At 64.1% G+C, this 16779-nt stretch carries 20 protein-coding genes; 12 read left to right on the top strand and 8 right to left on the bottom strand.

The genetic code is table 11. The annotated features are described in order from the left end of the window. A partial coding sequence (locus D769_RS11665; RefSeq protein ID WP_008645236.1) for a tripartite tricarboxylate transporter permease occupies window positions 1-437 on the top strand: 437 nt, incomplete at its 5' end. Window positions 438-544: 107 nt separating this feature from the next. Here D769_RS11665 and D769_RS11660 read toward each other — a convergent pair. Continuing rightward, window positions 545-1429: a LysR substrate-binding domain-containing protein gene (locus D769_RS11660; RefSeq protein ID WP_008645234.1), complete on the bottom strand. Its 885-nt coding sequence runs from the start codon at window positions 1427-1429 to the stop codon at window positions 545-547. A gap of 169 nt (window positions 1430-1598) precedes the next feature. Here D769_RS11660 and D769_RS11655 point away from each other — a divergent pair, with 169 nt between their 5' ends. From D769_RS11655 to D769_RS11640, 4 genes are all read left to right on the top strand, one after another. Beyond that, window positions 1599-2576, top strand: coding sequence for a tripartite tricarboxylate transporter substrate binding protein (locus tag D769_RS11655; RefSeq protein ID WP_008645233.1), 978 nt, complete (start codon window positions 1599-1601; stop codon window positions 2574-2576). Window positions 2577-2654: 78 nt separating this feature from the next. Beyond that, a complete protein-coding gene (gene ggt / locus D769_RS11650; protein ID WP_008645232.1) occupies window positions 2655-4280 on the top strand; it encodes a gamma-glutamyltransferase in 1626 nt (541 codons plus the stop codon). A 323-nt stretch (window positions 4281-4603) separates the two neighbouring features. Beyond that, entirely contained in the window at window positions 4604-5464 is an 861-nt protein-coding gene (locus D769_RS11645; RefSeq protein WP_008645231.1) for a PhzF family phenazine biosynthesis protein, read from the top strand. A 13-nt stretch (window positions 5465-5477) separates the two neighbouring features. Continuing rightward, window positions 5478-6095 (top strand): pyridoxamine 5'-phosphate oxidase family protein, encoded by a 618-nt coding sequence (locus tag D769_RS11640; protein ID WP_008645230.1) that lies wholly within the window; start codon window positions 5478-5480, stop codon window positions 6093-6095. Here the strand turns inward: D769_RS11640 and D769_RS11635 are convergent. After that, window positions 6092-7543 (bottom strand): CoA transferase, encoded by a 1452-nt coding sequence (locus D769_RS11635; protein ID WP_008645228.1) that lies wholly within the window; start codon window positions 7541-7543, stop codon window positions 6092-6094. The two genes, D769_RS11640 and D769_RS11635, sit on opposite strands and share 4 nt — an antisense overlap. 279 nt (window positions 7544-7822) lie before the next feature. Between D769_RS11635 and D769_RS11630 the strand changes: the two genes are divergently transcribed. The 7 genes from D769_RS11630 to D769_RS11600 all read left to right on the top strand — a co-directional run bounded on the left by D769_RS11630 (window position 7823) and on the right by D769_RS11600 (window position 12426). Continuing rightward, on the top strand, window positions 7823-9571 hold the full coding sequence (locus D769_RS11630; protein WP_008645226.1) for a glutamine--tRNA ligase/YqeY domain fusion protein: 1749 nt from the start codon (window positions 7823-7825) through the stop codon (window positions 9569-9571). A 2-nt stretch (window positions 9572-9573) separates the two neighbouring features. Next, complete coding sequence (locus D769_RS11625) at window positions 9574-9804, top strand: RNA-binding S4 domain-containing protein (RefSeq protein ID WP_008645224.1); 231 nt, start codon at window positions 9574-9576, stop codon at window positions 9802-9804. Between the two features lie 109 nt (window positions 9805-9913). Further along, window positions 9914-10297, top strand: a complete 384-nt coding sequence (locus D769_RS11620) for an MAPEG family protein (RefSeq protein ID WP_008645223.1) — start codon at window positions 9914-9916, stop codon at window positions 10295-10297. A 39-nt stretch (window positions 10298-10336) separates the two neighbouring features. Then, entirely contained in the window at window positions 10337-10930 is a 594-nt protein-coding gene (locus tag D769_RS11615) for a YceI family protein (protein ID WP_008645221.1), read from the top strand. 127 nt (window positions 10931-11057) lie between these two features. Beyond that, a complete protein-coding gene (locus tag D769_RS11610; RefSeq protein WP_008645220.1) occupies window positions 11058-11366 on the top strand; it encodes a hypothetical protein in 309 nt (102 codons plus the stop codon). Window positions 11367-11498: 132 nt separating this feature from the next. Next, window positions 11499-12047, top strand: coding sequence for a YaeQ family protein (locus D769_RS11605; RefSeq protein ID WP_008645219.1), 549 nt, complete (start codon window positions 11499-11501; stop codon window positions 12045-12047). A gap of 31 nt (window positions 12048-12078) precedes the next feature. After that, a complete protein-coding gene (locus D769_RS11600; protein WP_008645218.1) occupies window positions 12079-12426 on the top strand; it encodes an FKBP-type peptidyl-prolyl cis-trans isomerase in 348 nt (115 codons plus the stop codon). A gap of 71 nt (window positions 12427-12497) precedes the next feature. Here the strand turns inward: D769_RS11600 and D769_RS11595 are convergent, their stop codons facing one another. The 6 genes from D769_RS11595 to D769_RS11570 all read right to left on the bottom strand — a co-directional run bounded on the left by D769_RS11595 (window position 12498) and on the right by D769_RS11570 (window position 16779). After that, a complete protein-coding gene (locus D769_RS11595; RefSeq protein ID WP_008645216.1) occupies window positions 12498-12725 on the bottom strand; it encodes a sulfurtransferase TusA family protein in 228 nt (75 codons plus the stop codon). Between the two features lie 12 nt (window positions 12726-12737). Then, window positions 12738-13334, bottom strand: coding sequence for an NUDIX domain-containing protein (locus D769_RS11590; RefSeq protein ID WP_008645215.1), 597 nt, complete (start codon window positions 13332-13334; stop codon window positions 12738-12740). 60 nt (window positions 13335-13394) lie between these two features. Continuing rightward, window positions 13395-14426: a low specificity L-threonine aldolase gene (locus D769_RS11585; RefSeq protein WP_008645214.1), complete on the bottom strand. Its 1032-nt coding sequence runs from the start codon at window positions 14424-14426 to the stop codon at window positions 13395-13397. Between the two features lie 40 nt (window positions 14427-14466). Then, a complete protein-coding gene (locus tag D769_RS11580; protein ID WP_008645213.1) occupies window positions 14467-14655 on the bottom strand; it encodes a 4-oxalocrotonate tautomerase in 189 nt (62 codons plus the stop codon). 19 nt (window positions 14656-14674) lie between these two features. Then, on the bottom strand, window positions 14675-15448 hold the full coding sequence (locus tag D769_RS11575) for a class II aldolase/adducin family protein (protein ID WP_008645212.1): 774 nt from the start codon (window positions 15446-15448) through the stop codon (window positions 14675-14677). A gap of 86 nt (window positions 15449-15534) precedes the next feature. Beyond that, window positions 15535-16779 carry a YbfB/YjiJ family MFS transporter gene (locus D769_RS11570; RefSeq protein ID WP_040010990.1) on the bottom strand — a complete coding sequence of 415 codons (1245 nt, stop codon included), beginning with the start codon at window positions 16777-16779 and terminating at the stop codon, window positions 15535-15537.

The raw sequence follows: 16779 nt of genomic DNA, 5'->3' as shown, positions 1-16779 counted from the left end.
GGGGCCTGATCGCTTCGATGTGGATTGGCAACTTCATGCTGATCATCCTGAACCTGCCGATGATCGGCGTGTGGGTGAAGCTGCTCAAGGTGCCGTACCGCTTCCTGTTCCCGGCGATCCTGACGTTCTGCTGCATCGGCGTGTACTCGGTCCAGAACACCACGTTCGACGTGTTCCAGACCGCGGCCTTCGGCGTGATCGGCTACCTGTTCATCAAGCTGAAGTGCGAACCCGCTCCGCTGCTGCTGGGCTTCGTGCTCGGACCGATGATGGAAGAAAACTTCCGCCGCTCGCTGCTGCTGTCGCGTGGTGACTTCACCGTGTTCGTGACGCGCCCGCTGTCGCTGGGTCTGCTGATCGGCGCGGCAGTGCTGGTACTGATCGTGGCCATGCCGTCGATCAAGGCCAAGCGCGAAGAAGCATTCCAGGAAGAGTAAGGCCTCCGGCCTCAGCTTCCGCCGTACTGGAAGGGCGCCCATTGCGGCGCCCTTTTTTCATTCCGGCGCCGCAGCAATGCGGCATTCAGGTGGGGCTCATGCGGCGTTCAGGTGGCGAACAAATCGGCACACGCGGCGCGGATCGCTTCGGTCACGTGCGCGCGGCCGTGATCGCGCCGCTCCAGCATGCCGATGGTGCGGACCATCGGCTCGCCATCGGCCTGCAGCGGCAGGATGCGCAGCGCCTCGTCTTCCTGCCAGCGGGCACGTTTTAGCAGCGGCACCACGGTCACCCCCACTTCCTGACGCACGAGTTCCACCAGGGCCTCGATCGAATTCAGTTCGAGAAACTCGTTGGTGCGCAAATGGGCGCGGCGGAGCGCGCGCTCCACCAGCACGCCGGTACGCTGGGTGCGATCGAACCGCAGGAACGGATTGGCCGCCAGCGCCTGACGCGCCGTATCGCCGCTGCTGCCCCGCGCGGCGATGGCCACCAGCGGCTCGTTATAGAGGGGCGTCCAGCGCAGCACCCCGGATGGGCGCGCCATGCCTTCGACCAGAAACGCCGCATCGAGCTCGCCGCCCTCCACCATCGTCGCCAATTCGATCGACTTCGCGCCGATAAGCCGGACATCAAGCGCTGCGTGCGTGCGCTTGAGCCGCGCCACGACATGCGACAGCCCACCCATCACCGACACCACCGCGCCGACCGCCACGGCCCCCGCCATCGTATCGGACCCTGAAAGCGGCAGCCGCATCTCCTCATAGAGATCCAGCAGCCGCCGCGCCATGGGCAGCAATTCGCGGCCATCGGCATTGAGCACTGCCACGCGCCCGCTGCGGTCGAACAGTTCGCGCCGCAATTCTTCTTCCAGGGAGCGCATCTGCAGGCTCACTGCCGCCTGGGTCAGCGCCACCTGACCGGCGGCGGCGGCGAACGAGCCATGCTCGGCCACGGCTACGAAGGTCCTTAGAAAGCGGATTGTGCTCATGGGGTGCTCATTGAATGCATATGGGTCGCTGGCCTCCTTGCCTGATCCACAAGTTTTTCTTGTGGATCAGGCAAGGAATATTAACTTTCATTATGTCGACCGGCGCGGAATAATTTTGGGTTGCTGCCCAGAAGAGATGTGCCGTACCCATCCGCACCGGAGAAGAGAAATGAAAACCTGGCTTCGCCTGATTGGCGTCGGCCTCGCCACGAGCCTGACCCTGGCTGCTGCCCCGTCGCACGCAGAGAACTATCCCAGCAAGCCGATCCGGCTGATCGTGCCCTTCCCGGCCAGCGGCGCCACTGATCTGCTGGCGCGCGCCATTGCCCAGAAGGTGGGCACGAGCATGGGCCAGCAGATCGTGGTGGACAACCGGCCCGGCGCCGGCGGCGCGATCGGCTCGGACATGGCGGCCAAGGCGCCCGCCGACGGCTACACACTGCTGATCGCCACGACCAGCACGCACTCTATCGGCCCGTATATCAACACCCATCTGCCGTACAACACCGAGACGGACTTCACGCCGATCGGCCAGGTGGCCACAGCCACCAACGTGCTGGTGGTGCCGAACTCGCTGCCGGTGAAGAACGTCAAGGAACTGATCGACTACGCGAAAAAGCATCCGGGCGAACTGAATTACGCATCGAGTGGCAACGGCACGGTCGTGCATCTGACCGCCGAGGCATTCAAGGCCCAGGCCGGCGTGTTCATCACGCATATTCCGTACCGTGGCACAGCGCTGGCGGTACCTGACCTGATCTCGAACAAGGTGCAGATCCTGTTCGACAGCATCGTATCCGGCATGCCGCACGTGAAGGACGGCAAGCTGAAAGGGCTGGCCGTGACCAGCATGAAGCGCTCGCCGCTGGCACCGGACCTGCCGACGGTCAACGAATCGGGGCTGCCCGGATTCGAATCGGACACATGGTTCGGCATCTATGGTCCCAAGGGCCTGCCGGCTGATATCGTCAACCGCCTGAACAGCGAGTTCAACAAGGCCATCCAGTCGCAGGACGTCAAGGATCGCCTGGCCAAGCTCGGCGCCGAGCCCGTTGGCGGCACACCGGCGCAGTTCGCCGCGATGGTGAAGAAGGACAGCGCCCGCTGGGGCAAGCTGATCAAGGATCGGAAGATCCAGGTGGATTGATTCTTTGATCCCCAATTTTGCTCTGCTCTCCTGCGTGATGGGAGAGCAGAGAAAACACTAGGCATAGCGAGAGACACCATGCAGAACTTCAACTGGACCAACCCCTACCCCACCGTGCGCATTCCGCTGTTCGCGCGCAACGTTGTGTCGACCTCGCATCCGCTGGCGGCCCAGGCCGGCCTGCGGATGCTGCTCAAGGGCGGCAACGCAGTGGACGCCGCGATTGCCGCCGCCGCGGCGATCACGCTGGTGGAACCAGTGTCGTGCGGCCTGGGCAGCGATGCCTTCGCAATCCTGTGGGACGGCAAGCAACTGCACGGCCTGAATTCGTCGGGCGTGGCGCCGGCCGCGTGGAATCCGGACTACTTCAAGAACAAGTACGGCGCCGATGGCAACGGCCTTGCGAACCGGCCCATCCGTGGCTGGGATTCGGTCACCGTGCCTGGTGTCATCGCCGGCTGGGCCGCGCTGCACGAACGCTTCGGCAAGCTGCCGTTCGAAGACCTGATGGAACCCGCGATCGAGATCGCAGAACGTGGCTATGCAGTGCCGCCGGTGGTTGCGCACAAGTGGGCCGCCGCCGTGCCGGACCTCAAGAGCCAGCCCGGCTTTGCCGACACGTTCATGCCGAATGGCCGCGCGCCGGCCGTCGGCGAGAAGTTCTTGTTCAAGGATGCCGCAGACACGCTGCGCAAGATCGGCGCCACTGGCGGCCGTGCGTACTATGAAGGCGAAATCGCCGAGAAAATCGCCGCGTTCAGCAAGGCATGCGGTGGTGCGATGACGCTCGACGATCTGCGCAACTACCGCCCCGAGTGGGTCACGCCGATCAGCAAGTCCTACCGTGGCTACGAAGTGCACGAGATTCCGCCGAACGGCCAGGGCATTGCCGCGCTGATGGCGCTGGGTATCCTCGATCAGTTCGACGTCGGCTCGCTGCCGGTGGATTCGGTCGACTCGCAGCACCTGCAGATCGAGGCGATGAAGCTTGCCTTCGCGGACCTGTACCGCTACGTGGCCGATCCGCGCAGCATGGAGGTCACGCCCGAGCAGATGCTGGACGATGCCTACCTGAAGTCCCGCGCCAAGCTGATCGACATGCAGCGCGCGACGCATTTCAACTTCGGCATGCCCCGCACTGGCGGCACGATCTACCTGACCGCGGCGGACGAGAACGGCATGATGATCTCGTTCATCCAGTCGAACTACATGGGCTTCGGTTCCGGCGTCGTGGTGCCGGGCACCGGCATCAGCCTGCAGAACCGTGGCGTGGGATTCTCGATGGATCCGAAGTCGGCCAACGTGGTGGAAGGCGGCAAGCGCCCGTTCCACACGATTATCCCGGCCTTCCTGACCAAGCAAGGCAAGCCGGTGATGAGCTTCGGCGTCATGGGCGGCGATATGCAACCGCAAGGTCATCTGCAAACCGTCGTGCGCATGCTCGACTACAACCAGCAACCGCAGGCTGCCTGCTGCGCACCGCGCTGGAAGGTCAACCGCGACTTCACGCTGGACGTTGAAGGCACCATGGACCCGAACACCGTGGCCGGGCTCAAGGAGCGCGGCCACAAGCTCAAATCCGTGGAAGACCCGTATATGGACTTCGGCTCCGGCCAGTTCATCTGGCGTTTGTCGGACGATGCCGAGCAAGGCTATGTGGCCGCCAGCGACAGCCGCCGCGACGGTCAGGCCGTGGGCTTCTGAGGCAGAGGTTTAGCTGTACCGCTGTAGGTAGTACGTAGTAGAAGTCCTGCGAGGCGCCATGGGGAAACCCATGGCGCCTATTTTCATTCCGGGATTGCCACGCTCAGTACTCAATACACCGGCAGGCTCAGGAAGCGCTTGATCGCCACGGCATAGACGATATCAATGCAAAAGGCGCCAATCGTAGTTCGCTCAAACGCGCACGCCGCTTGCATCAGGTCCCGACTGCAACTGTTCCGCTGCATTCGCGTGAAACTGTGCATGGCATGGCGTGGCGGCTCCCGTACACTTGCCGAGTCGCTGATTTCTGGAAAGCCGCCCCCATGCCTACTTTTGCCTACCGAATCGTCAACGTATTCGCCGAGTCCACCTTCGGCGGCAATCCCCTGTGTGTGTTCGAGGACGCGCGCGGACTCGATGACACGACCATGCAGGCGCTGGCCCTGCAGTTCAACCTGTCGGAGACCACCTTCGTGCTCCCATCCGACAACGCCAACGCCGCCGTGCGCATTTTCACGCCGGGATACGAGATGCGCTTCGCAGGCCATCCGACGCTTGGCACGGCGCACGTTGTACGGGACCTGATGAAAACGGGCGATGCGCTTTCGCTCGAATTCAAGGCCGGCGTGGTCCCGGTCACGGCCAAGGGTGACCGCTGGACACTGACCGCGCCGCACACAGGCGCGCCGAAGACCGCCCCGGCGGGCCTGCCGGATGCCGAGATGGCATCGTTGCTGGGCCTGACCATGGACGATCTTGCCGGATCACCGATGTGGGTCGACACCGGCGCCGACCAATTGCTGGTCCCCGTGAAGACGCCCGACGCAGTACGTCGCGCACAACCGGACAGCAGCCGGCTCGATCGCTGGCCGCAAAGCAGCCTGGGCCGCAAGACCGCCTATGTCTTTGCATTCGACCCGGAACAGCCAGGCAAGGCACTCGTGCGGTATTTCTTCACCAAGCAAGGCGGCGGCGTAGCGGAAGACCCGGGCACCGGCTCCGCTTGCGCCAACCTGGGCGGATGGCTGGTGGCAACCGGCCACCCGTTGCCCGCCAGCTACGAGGTGGACCAGGGCGAGTTCGTCGATCGCCGCTGCCGGCTGGACCTGAACGTGACCACCGAGGGCGCGATTCGCGTGGGCGGCCGCGTGATCGAACTCGGTCGCGGCACCGTGACACTCTGACAAGGACTCTGCCATGCCATCGCACGACATTGCCACACTTGCCGATCTCGAATCGTTGTACGCCGAGCCGTCAGGGGCATCGCTTGCCAAGGAGGTGGACTACCTCCACCCGTATTACCGAGCCTTTGTGGAGGCGTCACCGTTCTGTCTGCTCTCGACGGCCAGCGCAAAGGGAGGCGACTGCTCCCCACGTGGCGACGCGCCCGGATTCGTGCATGTGCTCGACGATCGCACATTGTTGCTGCCGGACCGTCGCGGGAACAATCGCATCGACAGCCTGCGCAATATCATCGCCGACCCGCGCGTCGGACTGCTGTTCCTGATTCCGGGCGTCAACGAAACACTGCGCGTCAGCGGGACCGCAAAGATCTCCACGGATCCGGATCTGATCGCCCGCTGCGTGGTGCAGGACAAAGCGCCGACCTCGGTGCTCGTCATCGCGATCCAGTCGGTATTCTTCCAGTGCGCCCGCGCGCTGATGCGATCGCACCTGTGGTCCGCCGACGCGCAGATTTCACGTGAGACGCTGCCAAGCAATGGCACGATCGTCGCAACGCTAAGCCAGAATGCGATCGACGCCACCACCTACGATCGCGAACTCCCGGACCGGCTGCGCAATAACCTCTACTAGCGCGGCAGCCACTCGGCCGCGTGGGTACCGAGCGGTTCGGACGGCAACGCCCAATATGCCGGCGTTTCCGATAACCGGGCCGCGTGACGCACCACGGTCAACTCGCCGAAGCCCGACTCCTGCACTTCGAGCAGGTCCGAAATCTCGTCGATGTGCTGGTCGGGCACGCTGAAACCATCCGGCACACGACCTAGCCCGCGCAACCATTGCCCGACCTGGGCCAGCGACACGCGCACATGCCAGCTTCCGCCTTCCACCGCGCGGCGGTGCAGCGCCGCCATCGCGCCAAAGGCCAGCAGGTATCCCGCGGCATGATCCAGCACCTGCGCCGGAAGCGGCTTCGGTTCAGTGCTGCCGGCTGCCCGGGCTTCGTCGTCATTGAAGCCGGTGGCCGTCTGCACGAGCGAATCAAAACCACGCTTACCCGCCCACGGCCCGACATGGCCATAAGCAGATAGCGACACATAGACGATGCCCGGACGCGCGCGCGCCGCGGCTTCGGCGCCGACCCCAAGCTCCGCCAGCCCGTTCGGGCGATATCCCTGCACCACGACATCCGCGCCATGCAGCAGCTTGTGCAGCGCGCGCTTGTCATCCGCGTCGCGCAGATCGAGCTGGCAGGAACGTTTGCCACGGCCGGTATCAATGACGAGCGGCGGAATCGACGGCAGGTGCGCAGCCGAAACCAGCAGCACATCGGCGCCGTGGGCGGCCAGTGTCCGCCCCGCCACCGGGCCGGCGATGATGCGCGTGAAGTCGAGCACGCGGACGCCGGACAGCGGCCTGGCATCGACATTGATTTCGGCCTGGGGTGCAAATGCCGGCAGCGGCATCGGCGGCGCATCGCCGATCCGTTCGATGATGACCGGCGGTAGCCCCCGCAACGCCTGAGCCTGCGGGTGCGCCTGCCATTCGTCATAGGTCCGCATCGCCGCCACGACCATGCCGGCGTCCGAAGCCGCCGCTTCGAAGTCCTCGGCCTTCCACTTGGACAGCGCGGCGCGCACGGCATCCTTGTCGTGCGCGCAATGCAGAAGCTTCAGCACGCCATCCCGATGATGCGGAAAATTCGTATGCAGCCTGACCCAGCGGCCATCGCCGCACGGGTACAGCCCCGCGATCTTGTCCCATAGCTCGGGCGCCGCGCCACCCTTGACGCGCAGATAGCGCTCGCTGCGAAACTCGGCCATGGCATGGCGCATGTCGACCGCGACGCCCTGCCAGTTGCCGGTCCGCTGCGCCCACAACGCGGCGGCAGCCAGCGCCGACGCACCCAGGCTGGCCTGGGCCGCAGTGCCAATGGCGAAGCTGGATGGGAGAACCGGATCGGCGCCGGTCAGCGTCAGATGCCCAAGTGCTTCCGGGGGCATCCCGGCCTCGCGCCAGAGCGCGGCCAGGACATCGGGGGCAGTTTGGGGGGAAACGGTGGCAAAGGAAGCGGAGTTCATGGCTTGTATTCCAGCAGCGGCAAGCCCCGGACTGTGCGACGATTGCGCACCACGGCCCGAGGTCCACCGCACGATGACGACCCTGATATCTCGTGGATTCTGCACCACTTCAGCCCATCGCGCCGTGAGACGATTCGGAAAAAGCCCCGCAGGTGCCGGGTTACCCCGCAGGCACGGTAAAATCGCCCCATTCCACGGAACATCAGGACCGCAAACCGGGTCAATCCAGGCCCGGACCGTCCGCCCAAGCAATCGAGCCGCCCCCGTTGCGGCGACAACATGAGCCACGACACCAAACCCAACGACACGCCCGCCGCCTCCAACTTCCTGCGGAGCATCATCGACCAGGACCTCGCCACCGGCACCTACGCCGGCCGCGCGGACAAGCAAGGCGACCCGCTGCCGACCGTCATCACGCGCTTCCCGCCGGAGCCGAACGGCTACCTGCACATTGGTCACGCCAAGAGCATCTGCGTGAACTTCGGGCTGGCCCGCGACTATGCCGGCCGCTGCCATCTGCGCTTCGATGACACGAACCCGGTGAAGGAAGATACCGAGTACGTCGACTCGATCATCGATGCCGTGCACTGGCTCGGCTTCTCCTGGGACAGCGCCCAGGCTGGCAGCACGCCGCACCTCTACTTCGCGAGCGACTACTTCGACCAGCTCTACAAGTTTGCCGAGACGCTGATCGAGCGCGGCGTGGCCTATGTGGACAGCCAGAGCGCCGAGCAGATCGCCGCCATGCGCGGCAACTTTTCCGAGCCGGGCAAGCCGTCGCCGTTCCGCGACCGCTCGGTCGAGGAGAACCTGAAGCTGTTCCGCGAGATGCGCGACGGCAAGTACGCCGACGGCGAGCACGTGCTGCGCGCGAAGATCGACATGACCGCCCCGAACATCGTGATGCGCGATCCGGTGCTCTACCGCATCCGCCACGCCCATCACCACCGTACCGGCGACAAGTGGTGCATCTACCCGATGTACGACTTCACGCATTGCATCTCGGACGCGATCGAGAACATCACGCATTCGCTGTGCACGCTCGAGTTCGAAAACAACCGCCCGCTCTATGACTGGGTGCTCGAGCACCTGCGCGACGCTGGCGTGTTCGCCAATCCGCTGCCGCATCAGTACGAATTCGCGCGCCTGAACCTGACCTACGCGATCACCAGCAAGCGACGCCTGAAGCAGCTCGTGGACGAGCAGCGCGTGACCGGCTGGGACGATCCGCGGATGCCCACCATCGTCGGTATCCGCCGCCGCGGCTACACGCCCGAGTCGATCCAGCTCTTCTGCGATCGCGTGGGTGTGTCGAAGGCCGATAGCTGGATCGACATGAGCACGCTCGAAGGCGCGGTCCGTGATGACCTCGACGCGCGGGCACCGCGCAGCGTTGCCGTGCTGGACCCGCTCAAGCTGATCCTGGACAACTACCCGGAAGGCCAGAGCGAGGAATGCTCGGCGCCGGTGCACCCGAAGCAGCCTGAAATGGGCCGCCGCGTGTTCCCGCTGTCGCGTGAGCTGTGGATCGAGCGCGAAGACTTCAACGAGAACCCGCCGAAGGGCTACTTCCGTCTGTTCCCAGGCAACAAGGTGCGCCTGCGCTACGGCTATGTGATCGAATGCACCGGCGTCGACAAGGATGCCGACGGCAACGTGATTGCCGTGCATGCGAACTACCTGCCGGAAACCAAGAGCGGCACGCCTGGCGCGGACAGCGTCAAGGTCAAGGGCAACATTCACTGGGTCAGCGCGCCTCACGCGTGTGAAGCCGAAGTCCGCCTGTACGACCGTCTGTTCAACGACCCGAACCCGGATGCCGGTGGCAAGAACTTCCTGGACGCGCTGAATCCGAACTCGAAGAAGGTCGTGACCGCCTATCTGGAGCCGGGCCTGCGCGATGCCAAGCCAGAGGATCGTTTCCAGTTCGAGCGGCACGGTTACTTCGTCGCGGACCGCGTGGATTCGCAGCCGGGCAAGCCGGTGTTCAACCGCACGGTTGGACTCAAGGACAGCTGGGGCAAGTAAGCATGGCGCAAACGATTACTTTTCCGCTTGATCGCGAGTTCATCGCGCTGAATGACCTGCTGAAGCTTGCCGGCGTCTGCGACAGCGGCGGTGCCGGCAAGGCGCTGGTCGCGGCGGGCGAGGTATCGGTGGACGGTGCGCCCGAGTCACGCAAGACCGCGAAGATCCGTGCTGGCCAGGTGGTCGGCGTGGGCGGCACCGGTGGTGTGCGCATCAAGGTGGTGGCAGCCTGAACGCCAGGCAGTGCGATCACGAGGCGGCGGTGCAATACCGTCGCCTCATCAACTTGTCACATGATTGGCCGCATCAAATCGAAGGCGAAGCGGCTTCCAAGGAGCACTAATGCCAATCGCGTTCTGGTGTGTACTCGTGGCTGGCCTGATGCCGGTCCTGACCGTCGCCGTTGCCAAGGCCGGTAGCCGTGGTTACGACAACCATGACCCACGTGCCTGGCTGGAACGACAGAGCGGCCGCGCGCGGCGTGCCGACATGGCCCACCGCAATCATTTCGAGGCATTCCCGTTCTTCGCCGCCGCCGTGCTGATCGCCTCGCATCTGGCCGCACCGCAAGCACGAATCGACGAACTGGCGATTGCTTTCATCGTCATCCGGGTTCTGTACACCATTTGCTACCTGACTGATCGCGCCACGCTGCGCACGTTGTTCTGGACGATTGGGCAACTGACGGTGATCGGCATATTCCTGCTGCCCGTCTTCGTTCACTGAGTCTGTTCACGGATTGCGTCCATGAAGCGGAGGCCCCGAATGCGCGTCGTCCTTCCGATTGCCGCAGCCCTGCTGGCCTCCCCTGCCCTGGCCGCGCCGGCCACCTACACCGTGGACCCGACACACACCGCCGTGTACTTCGGCGCGAGTCACTTTGAACGCACCACGGTTCGTGGCCGCTTCGGCAAGATGGACGGGCGCATTCTTTACGACCCCGACAGCGGCACCGGGTCCATCGACTTCACCGTTGACACCGACTCCGTCGACACGGGCAACCGCAGCCTCGATGGTGTGCTGCGTTCCGCGCAGTTCCTCGACGCCCAGAACTTCCCCGTTGCCCGGCTGCAGGCGAACCGCTTTATTGTCGAGAACGGCAAGCTTGTCGCCGTGGAAGGTTCGTTATCGCTCCATGGCGTCAGCCAACCCTTGCGGCTCGAGGCCGATCGTTTCAGTTGCGGAGAGACGGTCCTGTTCGGTGTCAGGCGGAACGTGTGCGGCGGCGACTTCCACGCCAGTTTTCCGCGCAGTGCCTTCGGGATAACACGTTTCCTGCCCGAGGTTGGCGATCTGGTCACACTTCAGGTGTCTGTCGAAGCATCCCCCGCCAGCACGGCGGAACCGGCGGGAAAATAGCCGGCGGCACATCCTGTCGAAGGCGACCCGGCGTCACCTTTATCTGGAGGAAGTTCAGTAAAATCAGCCCTTTGCCAAGACCATCCAGCCGCGTAGCCCCACTGCGAACGGCGATGCGCGAGCCAAGATGAGCATGATTCACCTGAACGACGTCGTTGCGGCGTCGCTAGCTGCTGCCGGCGCCTGCCTGGCGTGCAGCATTCCCGCCGATTTTCTTCGCCAATTTCCACTCTGGGCCTACAAGACCTATGGCCGTGGCGCGCTGTTGCTGCCGCTGCTCGCCGTCATGGTCGGGACGTTGATCGCTGGTGTAGCCGTCGAGGGCGACATCAACAGTGATGGCGGTATTGCCTTGGTGGCGGCCGCCTCGTTCCTGGGCCTGATACTGGCATCCGCCCTGCTGCGCTTCTGGCTCGCCGACTATCGCAAGCGCTGACCCGGCGCGGGCCAGCCGGGACAATTACCGCTCCGGATACCCCATTTCCATCGTGTGGACGTCCGGATCACGTATGATTCGGCCTTTCGCGCACAGAGCACGATTGCTGGCGCGTGCCGCTTACCTGATCCCATGGCGCTCAAGTCCACCATTTTCAAAGCCGACCTGTCCGTGTCCGACATGGATCGGCCGTACTACGGCAGCCACACGCTGACCATTGCCCAACACCCGTCCGAGAACGACGCACGCATGATGGTCCGCCTGCTGGCCTTTGCCTGCGAAGCCACCGAGACGCTGACCTTCACTCGCGGCCTGGACGAGCCCGACGAACCCGATCTCTGGGACAAGACGCTGACCGGCGACATTTCGCATTGGATCGACCTCGGCCAGCCCGACGAAACCCGGCTGAAGCGTGCGGCCGCACGTGCCGATCACGTCACCGTCTATACCTACCAGAGCGCCAGCGCGCGTGAATGGTGGAAAGGCATGTCGGGCAAGGCCAGCAAGCTGCGCAACGTGACCATCTACAATGTGCCTTCGGATGCCGTGGAAGCGCTGGCACGTATGGCCCAGCGTGCCATGCGCCTGTCCGTGACCATCCAGGATGGCGACATCTGGGTCAGTGACGACGACCACAATGTGCAGATTACGCGCGAAGTGCTCCAGCGCGCGGACGATTGATTCCCAGCCACACTCAAAAAGGAAGACTGCGATGCAAACCACTCCCTCCGGCCTGCAATTCGAAGACACCGTCGTCGGTTCGGGCGACGAAGCCAAGGCAGGCAAGCATGTGACCGTGCACTACACCGGCTGGCTCTTCGAGAACGGCCAGGCTGGCCGCAAGTTCGATTCGAGCAAGGATCGTAACGACCCGTTCGTGTTCCCGCTGGGCGCCGGTCACGTCATTCGCGGTTGGGACGAAGGCGTGCAGGGCATGAAGGTTGGTGGCACGCGCCGCCTGGTCATTCCCGCCGACCTGGGCTACGGTGCCCGTGGCGCCGGTGGCGTGATTCCTCCGAATGCCACGCTGCTGTTTGAAGTGGAACTGCTCGCGGTCTGAGCCAGCACCCGCCAATAAAAAACGGACGCCTTGGCGTCCGTTTTTTATTGCGCATGAAGCACAAGCGAGAATCAGCGGCGCTTCATGTAGAACACAAAGACCTTGTCGACCTCGGCGTGCGACAGCAACTCATTGCCCGTCTGCTTCGCGAATGCCTGGAAATCGCGCGTGGCGCCCGGATCGGTGGCCAGCACCTTGAGCACTTCGCCACTGGCCATGTCAGCCAGCGCCTTCTTGGTCCGCAGGATCGGCAGCGGGCAATTCAGGCCGCGGGCGTCCACTTCTTTTTGGAAATCCATTCCTCACACCTTCTATTTCTGATAGATGCCGTATTGTAGCGAAGCGCCGAGCAGGCTGAAGTCGGTCGGGCGACGCGGGTCGGGAATGTCGTCACCAGTAGCGCGATCATAGAATCGCACCGGCATTCCGCGGCGCTCCAGGAAATCGGCCACGGCGAAGCCGGTACCCGCATTCCAGATCCGCATCTTCTCCGGCGCCACGAGCTTGTATTCCGCCAACTCTTCCGACAGCCGGATGTTCCCGATCGCCTGAACGTGGTAGGCAATGATCAGCTCGTTCTTGCGCATGAAGTCGTAGACACCAATCAGCGATGCCGACACCGTATCGAGATTGGTCTCTTCCTTGAGCTCGCGTGCCACGCCCAGTTCCGGCGTTTCGTCGCGTTCCATAAAGCCGGTCACCAGCGCGAACATCTTCTCAGGCCACACGGCATTGCGTGCCAGCAGCAGCTTGCCTTCGTACTCGACCACGGCCGCCAGCACCGGCAACGGATTGTCCCAATGCACGAATCCGCAGCCATCCCGCAGGCAAACATGGCGATAGCGTCCAGACATTGGCAGATGCTCAAGTTCCGAACCGCATTGCGGGCAAAAACGATAGTTATGCATCGGGGGTCTCCTGTCTTCTGTCTCGTTATTGTTGATGAATGCTGGATGCGTAACTGCCCTTCAACCCGGGCAGGCCGCGCGGATATCGGCGGCAAACGCTTCCACTGTATCTGGCTGCAGGTCCCACGCGCACATCAGCCGGCACCCGCCTGCGCCGATGAACGTGTAGAACAGCCAGCCCCGGGCGCGCAGCGCCTCGATGGCCGGCAGCGGCAGTTCGGCAAAGACGGCGTTTGCCTCGGTCGGGAACATGATGCGCACGCCAGGAATATCGGCGATGCGCTGGTGAAGCAGCGTCGCCATGGCGTTGGCGTGGCGCGCGTTATTCAGCCACACGTCGTTTTCGAGCATGCCGAGCCATGGCGCCGAAATAAAACGCATCTTCGACGCCAGTTGCCCCGCCTGCTTCACGCGGTAGGCAAAGTCCTCCGCCAGCTTGCGGTCGAAGAAAACCACGGCCTCCCCCACGGGCAAGCCATTTTTGGTGCCACCAAAGCAGAGCACATCGACGCCCGCACGCCAGGTGATTTCTGACGGGTGCACACCGAGCGATGCCACCGCATTGGCGAATCGCGCGCCATCCATATGCACGCGCAACTGGCGCCGCTTGGCGATGGCCGCAATGGCACGCACTTCCTCCACCGTGTAGACGGTGCCCACCTCGGTGGCCTGCGTCAGCGAGACGACACGCGGCTTCGGATAGTGGATATCGGCGCGGCGCGTGACCAGCGCCTCCACCGCATCGGGCGTCAGCTTGCCGTTCTCGCCGGGGGCGGTGAGCAGCTTCGACCCGTTCGAGAAGAACTCGGGGCCGCCGCACTCGTCCGTTTCAATATGGGCGAGTTCATGACAGATCACCGAGTGGTAAGACTGGCACAGCGAGGACAGCGCAAGCGAATTGGCCGCCGTGCCATTGAAGACGAAGAAGACCTCGCAATCGGTCTGGAACAGATCGCGGATGCGATCGCAGACCTTTTGCGTCCAGCTGTCGTCGCCGTAGGCCTTCTCATGGCCGCTGGCGTTGGCCTCGAGAAAATATTTGAGCGATTCCGGGCAGAAACCCGCGTAATTGTCCGAGGCGAACTGCTGCATGGTGGAGACTGCGGAGGTCATCGTTCAGCCTTGCTGGAAGTTACTTCTTGTCGGCCCAGAGTTCGCCACCGGTAGCCCAGTTCTCGCGCTTGACGTCGGTGATGATGATGTCGACCGCGCCCGAGGAGCAGCCAAGCGTCTCGCACGTGACACGGGTAACTTCCTCGACAAACTTGCGCTTCTGCTCGACGGTGCGGCCTTCAAACATTTCTACGTGGAAAGTGGGCATTCGTGACTCCTTTGGAATGTCAGTTCTTGTAAGAGGGATCGATTTTATCGAGTTTGCGCAGCAGTGCGGGCCATTCCATCACGCCCTCGACGGCGCCACCGTCATAAAGCTGCAGAGAGGTCTTGTCCGCAATGGCCGCTGACGGCTGGACGGTAGCGCTGCCGAGCTGCGCGCCGAGCTGGATCTCACACGCCTTGATCAGCGTGGCCATCAACACATAGGCCTCCGCCACCGTGCGGCCCACGGTCAGCGTGCCGTGGTTGCGCAGCAGCATGGCCGGGTGCCCGCCCAGCGACCCGGTAAGCCGCCCGCCCTCAGCCGGCGAGAACGCCAGCCCTTCGTAATCGTGATAGGCAATCCGCCCGTGGAAACGCATCGCATGCTGCGAGAGCGGCAGCAGCCCTTCGGCCTGAGCCGACACCGCGATACCTGCGGTGTTATGCAGGTGCATCACGCAGTGCGCATCGGGGCGGGCCGCATGGACCGCGCCGTGCAGCGCAAAGCCTGTCACGTTGACGGGATGGACGGTTTCGCCGACCACCTCGCCTCGGCTGTTGATCTTGACGAGATCGGACGCACGAATCTCGTCGAAGGCAAAGCCAAACGGATTGATCAGGAAGTGATCGGGCTCACCGGGCACGGTGGCCGAAATATGGGTGTAGATCAAGTCATCCCAGCGCGCCAGCGCGGCCAGCCGGTAGGCGGCGGCAAGGTCCACGCGCACGCGCGCTTCTTCGTCGCTGATCGGGAAAGCCGGGCCCGCGGCACGGCCGGGCTGCAAGGCAAAAGACATGGGGCAAAGGCTCCGCGCCGCCCTGCAACGCCTGCGCGGGTGCGTCCGGTCGAGTGAGCGGCGGAGCCGATACTGTAGCGCAGTCCTCAGGCGCCGGCATGGGCCGGTTTGCCACCCACCGGCATCGCGCGCGACATCCAGACGTAGATCAGTGCGCCCAGCAGCAACGCGCCGGCTGCCACTGCCAGCGACGCCGAAAATCCGCCCGTGCGGGCCACCAGCGCCGTGGCCAGCGGCGGCCCCGCGATCTGGCCGAGCGCGTATGCCGCCGTCATCAGGCCGATCAACTTCGAGGCACGCTGGCCCCACAGGCGCCGCGCTTCACGCATCGCAAACGACACCAGCGCCGTGAACGGCAGGCCCACCAGCAGGCTGCTGAGCGCGAATCCGGCCACCGTCGGCCAGACCGCCGCCACGCCCACGCCGATGGCCTGCATCGTGTACAGGATCGTCATCATGCGGCGGTTGTCGTGGTGCATGCCCACGCGCGTGACCAGATACGCGCCCACCATCACCCCTGCTCCCAGGATCGGCCAGAACAGGTCTGCCCAGACACTGCCCGGCATGGCCTGGCGTGCGATCACCGGCAGGAATGTCGCGGTAATGATGTAGCCGAATCCGGCCAGGCCGTAAGCCAGCGTCAGGGCCCAGGTTTCAAGGTCGAGTCTCGGCGTGGGTGCCGGTGCGAGAGTTGGTGCGCTGCCGCCGCACGGCGCGTGTAACGCTGGAGGCGGCGAACCGAACACACGCCACACCAGCGCCAGCATGACCGCGCCAAGCACCGCGAACGTCATCCATCCCCAATTGGCCAGCCAGTGCGCCGCCACCATGCCGAACGCCGACACCCCTGTGATCACGATGCCGACCCCCGGCCCGCAGAACATCAGGCCGCCAAGGGTCGGATGGTCGAGTTCGGCGAGCCGCTGCATACACCACGCGGTCGCGTAGACCATCACCACCGCGCTGGCGATACCGGCCAGCGTGCGCCAGGCGAGCCACGCCACCATGCCGCCCGGGAGCGCCATGGCCAGCGTCAGCACCACGGTCAGCACCAGCGCGCCGCGCACCATGCGCACCGGGTCGGGCCGGATGAACAGGCATAACAATGCACCCAGCAGGTAGCCGATGTAGTTCAGCGTCGCCAGCGCACTGCCCTCGGCCAGGGTCACGGTGCCGTCGTGCAGCATCATCGGCAGCAGCGGCGTGAAGGCGAAGCGCCCGATGCCCATGGCCAGCGCCAACGAGACGAGCCCGGCCAGCGCCACGGCCCATGGGCCAGCGGTTTGCCGGGTCAACCTTCCGGAGGAAACATCGGCGTTTGCGGAAGGCAT

This window comes from Cupriavidus sp. HMR-1 (genome assembly GCF_000319775.1).
Lineage (GTDB): Bacteria > Pseudomonadota > Gammaproteobacteria > Burkholderiales > Burkholderiaceae > Cupriavidus > Cupriavidus metallidurans.
The sequence above is the reverse complement of the archived record's forward strand: the minus strand, read 5'-3'. Positions and strand labels throughout refer to the sequence as shown.

Coding starts and splice junctions, on each gene's coding strand:
- D769_RS11660 (WP_008645234.1), bottom strand. CDS start 1,429: ATGAGCACAATCCGCTTTCTAAGGACCTTCGTAGCCGTGGCCGAGCAT.
- D769_RS11655 (WP_008645233.1), top strand. CDS start 1,599: ATGAAAACCTGGCTTCGCCTGATTGGCGTCGGCCTCGCCACGAGCCTG.
- ggt (WP_008645232.1), top strand. CDS start 2,655: ATGCAGAACTTCAACTGGACCAACCCCTACCCCACCGTGCGCATTCCG.
- D769_RS11645 (WP_008645231.1), top strand. CDS start 4,604: ATGCCTACTTTTGCCTACCGAATCGTCAACGTATTCGCCGAGTCCACC.
- D769_RS11640 (WP_008645230.1), top strand. CDS start 5,478: ATGCCATCGCACGACATTGCCACACTTGCCGATCTCGAATCGTTGTAC.
- D769_RS11635 (WP_008645228.1), bottom strand. CDS start 7,543: ATGAACTCCGCTTCCTTTGCCACCGTTTCCCCCCAAACTGCCCCCGAT.
- D769_RS11630 (WP_008645226.1), top strand. CDS start 7,823: ATGAGCCACGACACCAAACCCAACGACACGCCCGCCGCCTCCAACTTC.
- D769_RS11625 (WP_008645224.1), top strand. CDS start 9,574: ATGGCGCAAACGATTACTTTTCCGCTTGATCGCGAGTTCATCGCGCTG.
- D769_RS11620 (WP_008645223.1), top strand. CDS start 9,914: ATGCCAATCGCGTTCTGGTGTGTACTCGTGGCTGGCCTGATGCCGGTC.
- D769_RS11615 (WP_008645221.1), top strand. CDS start 10,337: ATGCGCGTCGTCCTTCCGATTGCCGCAGCCCTGCTGGCCTCCCCTGCC.
- D769_RS11610 (WP_008645220.1), top strand. CDS start 11,058: ATGAGCATGATTCACCTGAACGACGTCGTTGCGGCGTCGCTAGCTGCT.
- D769_RS11605 (WP_008645219.1), top strand. CDS start 11,499: ATGGCGCTCAAGTCCACCATTTTCAAAGCCGACCTGTCCGTGTCCGAC.
- D769_RS11600 (WP_008645218.1), top strand. CDS start 12,079: ATGCAAACCACTCCCTCCGGCCTGCAATTCGAAGACACCGTCGTCGGT.
- D769_RS11595 (WP_008645216.1), bottom strand. CDS start 12,725: ATGGATTTCCAAAAAGAAGTGGACGCCCGCGGCCTGAATTGCCCGCTG.
- D769_RS11590 (WP_008645215.1), bottom strand. CDS start 13,334: ATGCATAACTATCGTTTTTGCCCGCAATGCGGTTCGGAACTTGAGCAT.
- D769_RS11585 (WP_008645214.1), bottom strand. CDS start 14,426: ATGCAGCAGTTCGCCTCGGACAATTACGCGGGTTTCTGCCCGGAATCG.
- D769_RS11580 (WP_008645213.1), bottom strand. CDS start 14,655: ATGCCCACTTTCCACGTAGAAATGTTTGAAGGCCGCACCGTCGAGCAG.
- D769_RS11575 (WP_008645212.1), bottom strand. CDS start 15,448: ATGTCTTTTGCCTTGCAGCCCGGCCGTGCCGCGGGCCCGGCTTTCCCG.
- D769_RS11570 (WP_040010990.1), bottom strand. CDS start 16,779: ATGCCTTCCGCAAACGCCGATGTTTCCTCCGGAAGGTTGACCCGGCAA.